This window comes from Oceanospirillum sediminis, assembly GCF_014164585.1.
Taxonomy (GTDB): Bacteria; Pseudomonadota; Gammaproteobacteria; order Pseudomonadales; family Halomonadaceae; genus Oceanospirillum; species Oceanospirillum sediminis.
This window is the reverse complement of sequence record NZ_JACJFM010000041.1, coordinates 29,221-44,163: the sequence shown is the minus strand read 5'-3', so window position 1 is coordinate 44,163 and position 14,943 is coordinate 29,221. Positions and strand designations below refer to the sequence as shown.

General features: G+C 43.9%; 13 protein-coding genes and 1 tRNA gene. 5 read left to right on the top strand and 9 right to left on the bottom strand.

Features of this window, described 5'->3' with window-relative positions:
- Positions 1-274: transposase (locus tag H4O21_RS20720; RefSeq protein WP_220495775.1), on the top strand; the 274-nt coding region annotated here is incomplete at its 5' end.
- A gap of 361 nt (positions 275-635) precedes the next feature.
- On the opposite strand, the gene H4O21_RS20715 is transcribed toward H4O21_RS20720, so the two are convergent.
- Positions 636-1,187: a transporter substrate-binding domain-containing protein gene (locus H4O21_RS20715; RefSeq protein WP_220495774.1), complete on the bottom strand. Its 552-nt coding sequence runs from the start codon at positions 1,185-1,187 to the stop codon at positions 636-638.
- A gap of 570 nt (positions 1,188-1,757) precedes the next feature.
- Here H4O21_RS20715 and H4O21_RS20710 point away from each other — a divergent pair.
- Positions 1,758-2,372, top strand: a complete 615-nt coding sequence (locus H4O21_RS20710; protein ID WP_182810804.1) for a hypothetical protein — start codon at positions 1,758-1,760, stop codon at positions 2,370-2,372.
- An 83-nt stretch (positions 2,373-2,455) separates the two neighbouring features.
- On the opposite strand, the gene H4O21_RS20705 is transcribed toward H4O21_RS20710, so the two are convergent.
- Genes H4O21_RS20705 through H4O21_RS20695 form a run of 3 tightly spaced genes read right to left on the bottom strand, consistent with a single transcriptional unit; the run spans position 2,456 to position 6,143 of the window.
- Positions 2,456-3,604: an ABC transporter substrate-binding protein gene (locus tag H4O21_RS20705; protein WP_182810803.1), complete on the bottom strand. Its 1,149-nt coding sequence runs from the start codon at positions 3,602-3,604 to the stop codon at positions 2,456-2,458.
- A 5-nt stretch (positions 3,605-3,609) separates the two neighbouring features.
- Complete coding sequence (locus H4O21_RS20700) at positions 3,610-4,230, bottom strand: response regulator transcription factor (RefSeq protein ID WP_182810802.1); 621 nt, start codon at positions 4,228-4,230, stop codon at positions 3,610-3,612.
- Positions 4,231-4,253: 23 nt separating this feature from the next.
- Positions 4,254-6,143: a sensor histidine kinase gene (locus H4O21_RS20695; RefSeq protein ID WP_182810801.1), complete on the bottom strand. Its 1,890-nt coding sequence runs from the start codon at positions 6,141-6,143 to the stop codon at positions 4,254-4,256.
- A gap of 444 nt (positions 6,144-6,587) precedes the next feature.
- Between H4O21_RS20695 and H4O21_RS20690 the strand changes: the two genes are divergently transcribed.
- A complete protein-coding gene (locus H4O21_RS20690) occupies positions 6,588-7,532 on the top strand; it encodes an alpha/beta fold hydrolase (RefSeq protein WP_182810800.1) in 945 nt (314 codons plus the stop codon).
- A gap of 20 nt (positions 7,533-7,552) precedes the next feature.
- On the opposite strand, the gene H4O21_RS20685 is transcribed toward H4O21_RS20690, so the two are convergent.
- Positions 7,553-8,026, bottom strand: coding sequence for a GNAT family N-acetyltransferase (locus H4O21_RS20685; RefSeq protein WP_182810799.1), 474 nt, complete (start codon positions 8,024-8,026; stop codon positions 7,553-7,555).
- Between the two features lie 138 nt (positions 8,027-8,164).
- Between H4O21_RS20685 and H4O21_RS20680 the strand changes: the two genes are divergently transcribed.
- Positions 8,165-8,905 (top strand): pyridoxine 5'-phosphate synthase, encoded by a 741-nt coding sequence (locus tag H4O21_RS20680; RefSeq protein WP_182810798.1) that lies wholly within the window; start codon positions 8,165-8,167, stop codon positions 8,903-8,905.
- 105 nt (positions 8,906-9,010) lie between these two features.
- Here H4O21_RS20680 and H4O21_RS20675 read toward each other — a convergent pair whose 3' ends face one another.
- The 3 genes from H4O21_RS20675 to H4O21_RS20665 all read right to left on the bottom strand — a co-directional run bounded on the left by H4O21_RS20675 (position 9,011) and on the right by H4O21_RS20665 (position 11,707).
- Positions 9,011-9,751, bottom strand: coding sequence for a sporulation protein (locus H4O21_RS20675; protein ID WP_182810797.1), 741 nt, complete (start codon positions 9,749-9,751; stop codon positions 9,011-9,013).
- A 219-nt stretch (positions 9,752-9,970) separates the two neighbouring features.
- Positions 9,971-10,047, bottom strand: a tRNA-Val gene (locus tag H4O21_RS20670).
- 49 nt (positions 10,048-10,096) lie between these two features.
- Positions 10,097-11,707, bottom strand: a complete 1,611-nt coding sequence (locus H4O21_RS20665) for a diguanylate cyclase (protein WP_182810796.1) — start codon at positions 11,705-11,707, stop codon at positions 10,097-10,099.
- Positions 11,708-12,078: 371 nt separating this feature from the next.
- Between H4O21_RS20665 and H4O21_RS20660 the strand changes: the two genes are divergently transcribed.
- Positions 12,079-13,410, top strand: coding sequence for a KamA family radical SAM protein (locus tag H4O21_RS20660; protein ID WP_182810795.1), 1,332 nt, complete (start codon positions 12,079-12,081; stop codon positions 13,408-13,410).
- A 106-nt stretch (positions 13,411-13,516) separates the two neighbouring features.
- Here the strand turns inward: H4O21_RS20660 and H4O21_RS20655 are convergent, their stop codons facing one another.
- Entirely contained in the window at positions 13,517-14,644 is a 1,128-nt protein-coding gene (locus H4O21_RS20655; protein ID WP_182810794.1) for a beta-ketoacyl-ACP synthase III, read from the bottom strand.
- Positions 14,645-14,943: the final 299 nt, after the last annotated feature.

The window sequence follows — 14,943 nt, the reverse complement described above, 5'->3', positions numbered from 1 at the left end:
GAGGAACCGAAAGAGGACGCTCTGTAGGAGGCGATCAGCGATTGAACCCATCATAGGGCATCTGAAACAGGATTATCGACTTTCCAGAAACGGGCTGAAAGGTAGCGAAGGTGATGCAATAAACCTGTTAATGGCGGCTTGTGCCTGGAATTTGAAGAAATGGATGAGCCTTTTCTTTTTGTTTGAATACAAGGGAGTCATTCAGGCTCTGGTCATCGTACAAACTGCAAATGGGGAACAGAAAATCAGTTGGCTTTATTTCCTGGAGCAATAAAGCCAACCGATGCTCTGTTAGATAGAAACCTGACTTTTTCAGGGCTGACTAGATAGAATAAACCTGTAAGAAAGAAACGTGCTGCAGTTCTGAGAATAGCAGTTGTATCTGTGGCTGAATAATTCATTGCTTAGTTTTTTCCGATTCAGAATGCAATAGAGCGCTTATATAGCTGTTTATCATGGTGTCAGTATCGAGATTTCTGAGCCCCTGGTTATAAACAAAAGACAGATATCTTCCTCTGGGTGTATTTCGGAAGCATAGGTAGAGCTGTTTTTTCTCCAGTAAGCGCTGGTTAATCTGTACCTTGTCTGAAATAAGGGAAAGTCTTTTGTCTGTATTGAGCAAATAATGGAATACGTTATTTATCAATAATGGCTGCCGGTATTCTGTTAGCCGCTACTTTTTTTATATTGGTCAGGTCATTAATCACCGCCTCCGTTTTCTGTAATCCGGAAGCTACTCTCAGATCAAACTCCCTGGTATTTATGTAATTTTGTACCGTGCCTATTACATATGGGCTCAGGTCGCTGATTTTTCTCCAGTAAACCGGATTAAGGGTGTTTTCAATCAGTGCCAATGGGCTGCTTCCCATTGGCTGGCTATACAAAAACTCCCTGGCAACTTCCTCTGAATAATATTCTGGAAAGTAGCCTGAATAGCGGCTATCAGGATTTCTGGCCTCATTGATAGCTCTTGTCCAGGGATAAAATTCAACTTCAAGCTGGTATCCCATTGAGAGAAAAGCTGCTTTGGCAATAGCAACACTGGCTCCGCCATCCGGTAGTTTACTGCTACTGTATGGCGGCCACTCCAGGGATGTCAGGTATATTTTTTTGACTGACGAGGCATAGCCAGTATCCGGAAGATACAGCAGGGTTATCAGGAAAAATCCATATAGCGGTTTGCTCATTATCACCTCCGGCCGCTGCTGCTGGCTCTGAAAGTATCAGTAGATGATATCTTATCTGATTATAGATGCTGTAAAGATCGGATACATAAGTATTGACTCTGGCCTGATCTGGTTGCTGTAGTATGACAGCCTGAGCATTGCATTTCTGAAAAGTCTTGCGACATTCTTCAACTTCTTGACTGTATTTCAGGTCATTCGTCGTGATACAGATACAGCCTATCTCCTTGATGTTGGTGGTTTTCGGTAATAAGCGGCTTGCTGAAACCTGATATGAACTGGAAAGCGGATTGACAGTTTCTTTTCTCTGGCAGCTCATCTGTTCCTATTTAAGTCTTTTCTTAAGTTCTGGCTTCTTGCATCTTCATTCCTGTGCTCCTCAGGCATATGTATTTCAGATTATAGAACTCAGGTTCTTTCATGGCCTTTTAATAGCGTGCTATCGACCAGGAAGATGGGACTGTGTTAACAAAATTTATCAAAAAAACTTTACGTGTGAAAAAAACCCACTTAATATAGATTTTGTGCTCGGGGGAAAAAATCCCACTTTAAAGTCGATTCAGGAGAAAAGTTATGCGTGGAATGAATAGCCAATTTCAGCAAGGCCAGCAATCAGGTAGGCAGGAGGCTTATGAAGGAAAAGGTGGAGGTCATAAAGGTGGCAAGAGAGGTGAGTATTCTGAGCCTGAGGACCTGACTCAGGAAGTCGTTAACAATGATGATGGCAGTGTGACTATTTCTGTATCGGCTACAGACTCTGAGGGAGAGACTCATAGCAGAAGTGTCACTGTTTCAGATAATGACTCAGGTGGTATTGATATCTCTTCTGTTAACGATGAAGGGCGCAGTAAAACGGTAACAGTTTCTGCGGATGAGGATGGTGGGGTAGATCTGGATGTTGTTTGTATTAATGAAGATGGTGAAACAGTGAGTCGTCATGTTGAACTGGATATGAATGATGATGGTACTGTTAGTCTGGAAGAATTATTTATCGATCAGTATGGTGAAGAGCAGAGCATTGTTCGTGACATTGAGCTGGCTAAGTTTTTAGGTGATGAGAGCGAGACTCTCAATGTCTATGAAGTTGTTGAAGGGTATCTTGAGAGAAGTCATTTTGATCTGACCGATGTTGATCTGACAGGACTGAATAATCTGGATACTTCATCAGTTGATGTGTTGAGTATCTGATTCTTCTGGTTCTGAATGTGCGTGTAAAAGCCCCGGCTAACCTTGATGCCGGGGCTTTTCTATTTAATCTGTACCAGATAAATTCAGTTATCAGTCTGGATATGTAAGGTCTGTAAATCCTGCCGATGACGGGCAATCATCAGAAACGGATACTTTTTATGCTGCCGGTGGGCTTTTGAGAATTGAGTGAAATCAATGCTATCAAACTGCCCTGACCTTATTTCTTTTTCGAATGGAATTTTCCATTCGTGTTGGTGACTGATCATCGATAGCTGCATGCTGGTGGGTTGCTGGTTAAACCCCTGAAAAAAATCATACATATAAATGATGCTCCAGGCTGCCGACATATAATGACCACCATAGCTGTTAAGCAAACGTCCTGATGTTATATATTTGTCAGCCTCGGGTGTCAGATCAAACCCGGTAATGAAAACATCTTCGCCAGGTATTTTTCCTGTTTCTGCAATAGCCCTTGCTGCACTGATAGCCATATCATCATTTGCTGACCAGATCAGATTAATCCCCGGATATCTTCTGCTGGCAGACAGTACCGCATCTCTTGCATTATCAGGTTCCCAGTTAGTGGGAAATACGTGGTGAAGCTGAACCATTCCGGCATACTCTCTGAGTGTTTTTTTCAGGCCAGCCAGTCGCTCGTTGCTGGCATCCGAAGCCGGAGCTCCCTCAAGAGCAATCATAGATAATGGTTTTTCAAAGTCCGGATTGCTCAGTCCTTTTTCAATAAGTTCCCGGGTTATTCGTCTTGATGCCAGTTCATTGCCACTCAGTAGCTGGGCTTGCCAGAATTTATAGTGATCGCCCGGACTACCCATTTGATCATCTATAGAGAAACCATTGTCGAAAACCATCGAGTATATCTGGTGTTGCTCGAGCAGATTAAGAATGTGTTGTCCGGTATGTTTAAGATTAGAAAATAATACAGCATCAGGTTTGTAATCTGTTGATAGCAGAGTGTTAAGAGTTCGCACAGGACGAAGCGGGTTGTTGCCCAGGAGGATAACTTCCAGTTTGATTCCAAGATCTTGCGCTGCTTTGTCAGCGGCTTGTCTTGTCAGTTGCCAGAAAGGCGCTTTCTCATCATTTATCAGTAATACGAAATGCAGCTTTCTGGCATCTGTAGCAGGTAGATTCTCTGCCCTGGTTGCTGGGGATAGTGTTACGACCAGAGATATTGATAGTATCAGAACTATGGTCTGTATTATCTGACTCAATCGATTCATGCGCTGGCGTATGCCATATAAATTTTTACCAGCTCAGCCAGTGAACTGGCCTGAGTTTTTTTCATAATATTGCTCCGATGATATTCAACCGTTTTCACTGTAATATTCAGTTCTCGGGCAATTTCTTTGTTTGCCAGCCCTTCAATCAGAAGATCCAGAATCTGCTTCTCTCTTCGGGTGAGGGAGTTCAAAACTTTATTTGTCGCCTGATCCTTTAATACGGACTCTTTCATTTCCCTGAATTTTCTCAGAGCCGCCTCTACCTTGAAAATTAACTGACTATGGTCAATAGGTTTTTCCAGAAAGTCAAAAGCCCCTAGTTGAATAGCCCGGACAGCCATAGGAACGGTTGCATGCCCGGTTATAAAGATAACAGGAGCAATGACATTCAGTCTTTCCAGTTGTTGGTACAGTTCAATACCGCTCATTCCCTGCATTCGTACATCGAGAAGAATACAGCTGGGTTCAGCTGAGGTTTCTTTGACGGTTTCAATAAAGTCCTCTCCGGACGGATGAGTTGTTGCTTCATATCCATATGATTCAAGTAGCATTTTCAGAGATGCAGCTACTGAGTCCGTATCATCAATGATATGAATTTTGTGTACCTTCTGAGTCATAGAGTCCAGATTCCTGTTCAGATTCAATTGACCGTAATTGCTGGAGGCTGGGTGTTATCAGGATTAAAAACAGGTATGCAAAGTGTGAAACATGCGCCGCCATGCTCCAGATTTGTAGCAAAGATTGAGCTCTGATGCATCTCTGCAATACTTCGACAAATTGATAGCCCCATACCAAGTCCGTTTTTCTTTGTGGTGTAGTGTGTTGTGAAAACCCGGTCAATATCTTCTATACCCGGACCTGTGTCCATTACATCCAGCTGGTATTGCTCGTCATTTCTGAGTAAATGCAATGTGACAGAGCGGGTTTGTGCCTGTGTTTCACTGATAATTTCAATAGCATTACTTATCAGGTTTATCATAAGTTGCTTGAGTTGCACTTCATTGCCTACTACCCAGGCTTCAATAGTTGCAGAATTAAACTCCAGTACAACGTTTTCTTTATCTGCTCTGAGCTGGCATAGTTCAATTGTGTTCTGAATCATTTTCACCATCTCAAGCGGTTCCTGAGGATAATCATTTCTTCCGGATTGCCCCCTTGCCTGTTTAACGATATCAGAAGCGATATCAGCTTGTTGTTTGAGCTGACGAAGGCTCTCGGTAATCTTTTCGCGGTTCAGTTCACTATCCTGTAAGCTGAAGTTTATAACAGATTGCGAATAATTCCGTATAGCTGCCAGAGGCTGGTTCAGCTCATGGGCAATAGTGGTTGCCATTTCCGAAATGGCCATCTGATTCTGCCGGTATGACATCAGGTCGTTAGCTTCTTTCTCCAGCGTTTCCGCTCTTACCTTGTCGGTAATATCTTTCAGAGTAACGTAATAAAGAGAGTGGTTTTCATATACAACCATATTGAAATGCAATTCAATATGTTTAGGAAGTGCACCGTACTGACTTGCAAGTACGCCTTCAGGCAACCGATGGTTACCATGTTCCATTGGCTTAATGCCAAATTTATCTTCAAAATCCTGATGTGTCAGGTTATCAAGGGGAAGTTGCAGCAGATTCAGAGCGGCCTGGTTTGCATCAATGATTCTGTTTATGTCAGCTGCGCCTACCCGGTACGGTTCAACGATAAGTACAGGGTCAATGTTACGATGAAAAAGAGCTCGATATCTTTTCTGGCTGCTCTGCAGCATATTAGTGAGCAAACGTGACGACTCTTTTCCTTCTGCCACTTCGTGAGTTCTTTCTATCAGTTTGTCACGGATCTCTTTTTGTCGCAGATGATGGATGTGATTGTTTTCCTGAAGATCATTACATAGCCGGGCCAGTTGAGCTATTTCCTTGTTAAAACTGTTCCTGATTATAATCGGTTTAAATTGTCCGGGGCGATTCCGACGGAGTTGATCTGTCAGTTGTGCAATGGGAGAAACCAGTTTGTATTTCAGAACCATATAAATAATAAATGAGATCAGCAGTATGTCTATCATGCATGCAAAAACAAACCAGATATTACTGGCGGAAAATAAGGCTTGCTCCGCTGCATTGGTGAAATGAGCTGTGACATTTCCCATTAATACACGTTCCCCGGATGGTAACTGATAGCTCAGAGGGCGGCTGATGACCAGAGGGTCCAGTATTCGTTCTGCTTCAGAGTCGGGACTCGTTCTGTTTTTAAGGTAAAGTCGTGAAAACTGATCTGAGATCATCAGGTGAGTAATATCTTGATTGCGAAATAAGCTATCTCCTATCAGGTTGACGGAATTTTTGTCGGCATCGAAAATTGCTTTTGCCAGCAGCCCTGTGATCTGATCAATTTGTTCATTCCGGTAATTTTCTCGTTTTTCAGCACTTTGCGTCAGCTGGAAAAATACCTGTCCCGCTGTAAGAGTAATCATAAGAATAATAATTGGCAGTAGAATCAGCTGGCAGAGCTGGCGTAGCATAGAGGGGTATTTTTCAACTGCCATAGGTATTGTTTCCGTAAACCAATTTCTTTATCTGATTTAAAGTATACATAGCCTTGCATGATAATACCCTAGGGAAAACCCTGAAAAATCCGGTAGTTGACCGAGTAGAGAGCAAAGCTGTATCGAACCATACTTGCATCATGTTTTTGCAACAAAGTTTTTCACAGGTTAATTAGTATCAATCTGACTGAAACGCTTTCACGAATGCAGGCCTTAAAGGCTGTTGCTCTTAGGGGACACAGGAAGTCCCCTTTTTTTATAGCTGGAATGTTGGTCTGATATTCTGGTTTTGCTCTTGTAATGATGTTTATCAGGGATGGATAAAACATGTTGTTTAAGAGTTTCTGTTTTTTTTCTGCTGCTTGCGCTCTTCTTATATCTGCATATTCTTCTGGCGAGGCAGATGTTGATCGTAGGTCTATAAAGTACAAAGAATTCCCTGTTGTGCTCAGGACGTCTTCGGAGAATGAGCTGAAAATACTGATACAGGGAGAGGGCAAAGACAAGCCGGTGATACTGTGGCTGCACGGTGGCCCCGGACATGCTATTACAGGCTCCATCGTACGACTTTCTCCTGAGCTGCTAGATCACTTTATTATTGTTGATTGGGACCAGCCCGGAGCCGGGCTGGCTTATTCCGATCAACAGGCAGATGATGGTCTTTATCTGGAACAGTTGGTTGAAGATGCCTATGAGCTGACGCTCTGGCTGAAATCTCATTTTGATCAGCAAAAGATCTATTTGCTGGCGCATTCATTCGGAACCTTGCCTGGTCTGCTGCTGGCGTCCCGATACCCTGATGATTACCATGCTTATGGCGCTATTGCTCAGATAACCAATATTGCATTGAATGAACAGCATCGCTATGACTTTGCACTTTCTGCTGCAATAACTTCACACAATGGCACGGCCATTACAGCGTTAAGTGACGCAGGACGCCCTGACGAAGATGGGATCTATCCGGCAGATGAGTCAGGTACAGATGATTATCATGCTATGACATCATACTGGGTTGCATGGTTTGGTGGTGCTGTATACGGCGAAACCAGTGATGAGGCTGTGTGGGATTTTATTCGCTCTGGTGCAGCTTATCAGGACAATGAACAGTTATGGCTGGACGGAAAAGTTTTTTCCAGGGGGATTTTTTATGATGACGCTGTCTGGGCTTTTGATGCTTTTGTCGACGTTCCTGAACTGAAATTACCTGTTATTTTCTATACTGGTATGCACGATCATGAGGTATCGGGTGATCTGCTGGAGCAATATTTTAGTCAACTAATGGCCAGAGAAAAAATATTTATCCCGTTTGATGCATCAGCTCATTATCCTTTTTTTGAACAGCCAGAACATTTTGCTCATCAGTTGATAAGCACCTTAAATTATCATTAATTGTCGTTGATTGATTTCGATCACTTGCCTGATATTTGACTTTTTGAGTACAGAGTAAGGTTGTTATTCTGACCGTAGCCGTTGTTCTGATAAAAGCCTGCCGCGGGGAGTTTTTTGTCTGTTAGAAGGTAAATGGCTGAGATACTTGCTGGCTTCAGGCTGCCTTCCAGGGTTTTCAGCAGAATGTGGCCTGCCCCCTGATTCTGATACTCAGGTAAAACGCAGAATTCCCTGATATGAAAAAGATCGCTGTTTTGAAAGGGTTCTGCCTGACCCAGAATGAAACCAATTATTCTGTCAGTGTCTGATATTTGCTGATTAGCATTGGATATAGCGATATATCCTGAGGCTGCCTGAGAGTTAAAAAAATAGTCTAACCTTCTGGTTGAATCTGACAGTGACCAGGCTTCATTCCATGGAGGAGAGGAGAAGGTTTGCTGGAAAACTTCTGCGCATTCTGGAAGGTCTTTGGCTTCCATTTCTCTTACTATCATCCTGATTTTCCTTAAGTTTGCTGATAGTCATACTGTATCAGAAACTCAGTGCTCTATATGAAAATTTCTCTATAATGAAAACTTACTGTTCAGAGTAGGTGTGCTGCTCTGTGTTTTGACCAGAAGTTGAGAGTCGCAATGACCTGTTTAAGTGTTAATCTGAATAAAATTGCTTTGCTAAGAAACTCCCGCGGACGGGATTTTCCTAATGTGATTGATTTTGCAAATAAATTTATTGCTCTCGGGGTTCACGGTATTACGATTCATCCTCGACAGGATGAGCGCCATATTACGAACCAGGATGCCAGAGATCTGGGGCAATTGCTGCCTCATAACAGTCGCATTGAGCTCAATATTGAAGGGTATCCATCAGAAGATTTTCTGAAAATGGTAGAAGAGATTAAGCCTGCTCAGTGTACTCTGGTGCCTGATGCACCTGATCAGCTGACATCAGATCATGGCTGGGATCTGGATAAAGACGCAGAATTTGTGACGCAGGTTTGTCAGCGTCTGAATGATGCTGGTATTCGCAGTGCTATTTTTCTTGACCCGGATGTCTCCATGGTAGAAAAAGCTGTGAAAACGGGAGCTGCCAGAATTGAGCTTTATACCGAAGAGTTTGCGGCTACTCATGGTACAGAGCAAGGTAAAGTGGTGTTGGAACGTTATCGTCAGGCTGCTGCCAGAGCTCAGCAGCTGGGTTTGGAGGTTAATGCTGGTCATGATCTTGATCTGAATAATCTACCCGATTTTCTGAGCATTCCGGGTATTCTGGAAGTATCTATTGGTCATGTGTTGACGGTTGAGTGCATTGAGCAAGGGATGGAAAAAGTAACGGCTCGTTATCTGGAGATTTGTGCCGCTAATCCTTCTGTCTGATTGGGGCTTTCAGGCGTCAGTTGTTTTGCCTCAGGTCTCATAGAGCTTTAAAGCAAGCTGAGCGCAGAGTGGTTTCTTGCTCTGCGCGCGTGCTTGATATTTTCATCAGCCAAGCAAAGATTTTAGCTGAGCGGTCACTTCTTCCAGACTGATGTTGTTTGGCAGTGTCAGGCTGCGGTAGCTGTCTCCTCCAAAATTACGATCAAGCTCTAGTAAAACATGGGTGACATGTTCTGAGGCTACAAAAGAAACCTCAACTTCATTCAGGCCAAACAGAGCAAATTCATTAGGGCGGTATTCCAGCTCCTGGTAGCATCCAGTTGTGGACGCAAAGTCATGTCCTCTGAGTTGTCCTTCCTCAACGTCAGCTTTAAATATGGTATAACCACAGTTATCCATCGCCTGGAGTACTTTATTCTGAGTTGGAGTTGGGATGATGTTCAGGGGGTCTTTGTCACTGGCATCAATAGCCATGTCGATATTGAGGCCGGTAGCAATCCAGACTCGGGTCTGATTGTTGCGCGCACCATTAGAGCTTACGGGTGTTTCCCATGGCAGTGAGCCTTCAAATGGGATTTCTCTGATTTCTCCTGGCTGGATAACGAATTTATCTGCAATATGCCACTGAGCCAGAGGCTTGTTGATAACCATTTCTGTGTCATCCCGTTCAACTTTAACACGGGTCATCAACGCAAGATCCAGTCCGGAAATTTCCTGCTCTGTGTCTCCTCCTGTGATGACAATGTTAGCGCTGATCGTATCTCCGGGAGAAACCACTTCTTTGGTAAGAATCGTATCTACTTTTGCTCCACCAATGCCTACACTTGCCAGTAATTTCTTAAACATAGTATTTCCTTAAATGTATGCTACCAGACAGCTTTCAGCGTGCTGAAAACAGAGTTCTTTCAGCATCATAATCGACTATGATGACAAATGTATAGGTTCTTATGGGTTAAGCTTTTGATTTAAAGGCGTAAATAGTGGGGGAAACCGTAAATATCGTGCCGCAGAAGAGTGCGCCATAAACCAGAAAGGCCACCTTAATATTAAGGTGGCCTTTGTATCTGGTAGGCGCGATCGGATTCGAACCAACGACCCCCACCATGTCAAGGTGGTGCTCTAACCAACTGAGCTACGCGCCTGCTACGTGGGACGTATTATACGTATAACATTTTGTTGTGCAAGCATTTTTTATTCTGAGAAAGTGATTGTTCGGTTTCTGCCACTTTCTTTTGCCTGGTAAAGTGCTTCATCACTTCTCTGGTAACATTGTTCAAGGTCAGAGCTTCCAGTACTAAGAAAGAGACCAAAAGATGCGGTGACAACAGAAGCTGCGGAGTTGTATTCGTGCAGAATACCTAAGGACTCAATACTGTATCTCATATCCTCTGCACAGGATAAAGCCTGTTCTGTCTCCCCGGACAGATAGAGAAGGGCAAACTCTTCGCCCCCCAGGCGATAGGCCAGGGCATCGTGTCGTCTGGCAACATCCTGCATGATAGTACCAATGTTAATCAGCACATCATCTCCTGCCTGATGGCCATAGTTATCGTTATACTGTTTGAATTTATCGACATCAAAAATGAGGAAAGCAAGCAGAGCGCCTTGTTCAATGGCTTTTGCTGCATAATCGGGAAATAAGCTGCTCAGATGACGGCGATTATACAGGCCTGTCATAGGGTCAGTTACAGACAGAGTCTCAATGTGCTTCTTATTTGTAATATCCTGCCGTATAGCGGTATACCCCGTAATGTCTCCCTGCCTGTCTTTCTGGGGTTCAATCGTTACATCAACCCAGTAGAAGTCGCCATTCTTTTTGGCATTTTTAACTTCGCCACGCCAGACACAACCAGACTGAATTGTATCCCATAAATCTTTATACAAAGAGTCTGGCATATCCGGATGGCGGACAATATTATGATTGCGTCCAATAAGTTCTTCCCGGCTATAGCCTGATATATCACAGAAGGCCTGACTCACCGAGCGAATGATGCCATTTTCATCGGTGCTGGAAGTGATAACGTAGTTATCAACTGTAGCAGCGTAGCGGTCAATCTGTTTAAACTTCTCCCGGCTATTTACCAGGGTGACAATACGGCTGATGAACTCTTCCCTGGAGAAGGGCTTAACCAGGAAGTCGTTAACCCCTGTTTTCAAAAAGCTGGCACCGAGCTGAGGGTCTCTATGGCCGGTGACTGCAATGATCGGAAATTCCAGGGCATCTCGTTTTTTACGGACCTCTCTGACCAGCTCCTGACCATTCATCTCTGGCATCTCATAATCTGTTACCATCAATGATATTTCGGGGTGCTCCTGCAGTACTTTAAGTGCTTCTGCTCCTGATTTTGCAGTGTAAATATTGAACAACAATGGCTGCATCAAGGCCCCGATAGAGGACAGGCTGGACATTGAGTCGTCAACAATAAGTACCGGCATATTGTCGGTTGTCAGAAGCAACTCAGCTAAACGTACAGCATAGAAGAGATCGCTGATTCCACTTTTAACAACGTAGTCAACAATCGGTAGTGCAGATATTTGTTGCTGCATCACTTCATTCATTGAGCTGGTCAAAGGAATTGTCGGGATCGCTTTTCCAACGACTGTGCGAACAATCTCTCCCTGAGACGCATCAGGTAACACCAGATCTGTTATTGCTACGAAAAAACAATGTTGCTCCAGTAATTCCAGTGCTTGCTCATAGGTCGCAGCATGGAAAACCTCATAGCAATTATTCTGGGCCAGCTGTCGCTGAATCGCTTTTGCAAACAGATTACTGTCTTCAACCAGGAGGAGTTTTTTCATAAATTCAGCAAGCCATAGTCCGTAACTATATGCATTTTAAAATATTTTATATGTAGATGTCTCTTGAATGTGTTTTTTTGTGACACCTGTCAATTCCAAGCATAGCGCTCGTTAAGAAAAAAGGAGGGGGAAATCATAAGTATCTGAATAGTCGTTTATTGTAAAGAGCCATCGTGTTCTCAGGCCTATGCCCGGAGTGTAGCAGAATACTGTGATGCTCCGAGCTTCAGAGTAGCTTTGGTTTTGTCAGTATTTATTTGTACTGTAAAAATTTGTCAGCCAAAATGTTAGTTCTGTTAGTACGGTTTTTTTCTGTATAATGCCACGTGATAAATTATATAAAACAGATTCGTGAAACTTGAAGTGAGTTTATGACAGTTCAGGAAATTATTAATACAGAACAAATAGTTAAAGAGCAACCTACGCCTAAATTTAAAGTGTATACGGCTCGCCAGTTGGATAAGGTTGAGCAGCTGAAGTCTTTGCCTGAAGCACTTAGAGCTGAAATGGAAGTGGTTGCTGAAGTGCTTCCTTTCAGAGTCAATCAATATGTCATTGATGAACTAATTGACTGGAATAATGTTGTTGAAGACCCCCTGTTTCAGCTGACCTTTCCACAGAGAGGTATGTTAAAAGAGGAGCACTTCAAAAAGATTAAGCTGGCTAAAGAAACCGGAGAGAAAGAGCTGCTGAAGCAAGCGGTAGCCGAAGTGCGTGAAGCGCTGAATCCTCATCCGGCAGGCCAGCTGGAGCAGAACATCCCCCGTGTTAATGGTGAGCCGGTACAGGGTATTCAGCACAAGTACAGCGAAACCGTACTGTTTTTTCCAAGTTCTGGCCAGGTCTGCCATAGCTACTGTACCTTCTGTTTCCGTTGGGCTCAGTTTGTCGGGGATAGCTCTCTGAAAATGGCTGCGAAAGAGTCCGGTCAGTTGCAGGATTATCTGCGTGAACATCGAGAAGTGACGGATGTGCTGATCACTGGTGGCGATCCTATGGTCATGAAGACAAAGAATCTTCGTGCTTATCTGGAGCCGCTGCTGTCTCCTGAATTTGATCATATTCGCACCATTCGCATTGGCTCCAAAGCACTGAGCTTCTGGCCTTACCGCTTTGTATCGGACGCTGATGCAGATGATCTGATGGCTCTGTTTGAAGAAGTGATCGCGGCAGGTAAAACTCTGGCCTTTATGGCGCACTATAATCACTGGCGTGAGATGGAAACCGATATCCACCGTCAGGCAGTGAAGCGTATTCGTGCCACCGGCGCTCAGATTCGCAGTCAGGGACCGCTTCTGAATCATATCAATACTTCTGCCGATGATTGGGCGAAGATGTGGCAGACTCAGGTTGAGATGGGTATTCAGCCTTATTACATGTTTGTTGAGCGTGATACCGGTGCGCAGCATTACTTTGAAGTACCTCTGGCTCAGGCCTGGGCCACTTATCGTAATGCAATGAAACAGGTGAGTGGTATTGCCCGTACGGCTCGTGGCCCTTCAATGAGTGCAACACCTGGTAAAGTTGAAATTCAGGGCGTCGCTGAGATTAACGGAGAAAAAGTGTTTGTTCTGAGGTTTATTCAGGGACGTAATCCTGATTGGGTTCAGCGACCATTTTTTGCTCAGTATGATGAGAACGCCACATGGCTGAATCACCTTAAGCCAGCCTTTGGCGAAGAAAAGTTTTTCTTTGAGGAGTAATCCTGAAATCTCCTGAAGGCATCTGTTATTCGTGACAGGTGCTCAATATTGCCCCTGGTTGTATTCAAAGCACCAGGGGCCTTTTATTATCTGGACATTCCGCTGATCAGATCTTTTTTATGATCAGGCTGCCAATAGAATAACCCGCACCGAATGAGCAAATCACACCGTGATCACCCGGTTGCAGATCTTTATGATGCAGGTTAAAGGCGATCAGAGATCCTGCAGAGGCGGTGTTGGCATACTGATCCAGTACGATAGGCGCTTCATCTGCTGAAGGGTCTCTGCCCAGTAGTTTCTTACCGATCAGTGTGTTCATATTGATGTTCGCCTGGTGAAGCCACCAACGACGGATCTGTTGATTATCTAATCCGACAGATGAAACATGCTGGCTGATATGCTCTGCAGCCATCGGACAGACTTCTTTAAAGACTTTCCTGCCATTCTGGTGAAATAGTTTGTCAGCAGAGAAAGGTTCTGTATCCGTGACATGGGACAGGTAGCCGAAATTTGAGCGAATGTTATTTGAATAACTGGTTTGTGCTTTAACACCCAGAATTTCATAACAGTGGTCAGAATGAGCTGTTGCTGATTGTTCGATAATGGTCGCTGTGGCCACGTCACCAAAAATGAAGTGGCTATCTCTGTCTTTGTAGTTTACCTGAGGGGATGTCAGTTCAGGGTTGATGACCAGTACACATTTTGCTGTACCGGCTGCAACCATCTCATAGGCCCGATGCAGAGCAAATGTAGCCGCTGAACAAGCGACCAGCATATCGAATGCAAAGCCCTGAATACCTAAGGCATGCTGAACTTCAATTGAAATAGCAGGATAAGCTCTTTGCGTGTAGGCGCAGGATACGATGACAGCATCAATCTGTTCCGAAGTTTTATTCGCTTCGCTCATCGCTTTTCTGGCGGCATTCAGAGCCATCTCTGCCTGGTGAGATATTTCTCCATCAGCTCTTTCAGACAATGCTGGTTTCATCCGATCAGGATCCAGTGTGCCTTCTTTTACAAAGGCATAGCGGGCTTTGATACCTGATGCTTTGTAGATGAACTCTGCACTGGACAGGGGTTTTTCCGTTTTTTCACCTGATTCAATTTCGGCAGAGTGCTGGCGGTTATAGTTTTCAGCGTAGGTGTTGTAGCTTTCAACCAGCTCTTCATTGGTAATGATATGTTCCGGATTCCAGAGTCCGGCGCCACTGATTACCACTTTTTTTTCCGTCATATGTCGACCCCTGTCAGTAAAACATCTATTTCAATCAGTTGTTTGATTCTGCATGAAAGTACGTCTAACGTCCAACCAGTATTGTGAAAATTAGCAGGATTAGTCCAGCTGATAAAACGGCAGAGTGTTTAAATAAAATATAGTTATTCTGCCAATGAGCTGACCGGTATGATCCGGCGCTTTGGCCATGTTGCGAAAAAAGAGCTGTCAGTTACGATCTTAAGTGCTTATCTGAACATTGCCAGAGGAAATCCCTCTGGCAATGCTACCCGCTAATAGTGTGTAGCTTGTTTACCGTG

Coding starts and splice junctions, on each gene's coding strand:
- H4O21_RS20695 (WP_182810801.1), bottom strand. CDS start 6,143: ATGGCAGTTGAAAAATACCCCTCTATGCTACGCCAGCTCTGCCAGCTG.
- H4O21_RS20655 (WP_182810794.1), bottom strand. CDS start 14,644: ATGACGGAAAAAAAAGTGGTAATCAGTGGCGCCGGACTCTGGAATCCG.
- H4O21_RS20700 (WP_182810802.1), bottom strand. CDS start 4,230: ATGACTCAGAAGGTACACAAAATTCATATCATTGATGATACGGACTCA.
- H4O21_RS20685 (WP_182810799.1), bottom strand. CDS start 8,026: ATGATAGTAAGAGAAATGGAAGCCAAAGACCTTCCAGAATGCGCAGAA.
- H4O21_RS20675 (WP_182810797.1), bottom strand. CDS start 9,751: ATGTTTAAGAAATTACTGGCAAGTGTAGGCATTGGTGGAGCAAAAGTA.
- H4O21_RS20680 (WP_182810798.1), top strand. CDS start 8,165: ATGACCTGTTTAAGTGTTAATCTGAATAAAATTGCTTTGCTAAGAAAC.
- H4O21_RS20710 (WP_182810804.1), top strand. CDS start 1,758: ATGCGTGGAATGAATAGCCAATTTCAGCAAGGCCAGCAATCAGGTAGG.
- H4O21_RS20715 (WP_220495774.1), bottom strand. CDS start 1,187: ATGAGCAAACCGCTATATGGATTTTTCCTGATAACCCTGCTGTATCTT.
- H4O21_RS20660 (WP_182810795.1), top strand. CDS start 12,079: ATGACAGTTCAGGAAATTATTAATACAGAACAAATAGTTAAAGAGCAA.
- H4O21_RS20665 (WP_182810796.1), bottom strand. CDS start 11,707: ATGAAAAAACTCCTCCTGGTTGAAGACAGTAATCTGTTTGCAAAAGCG.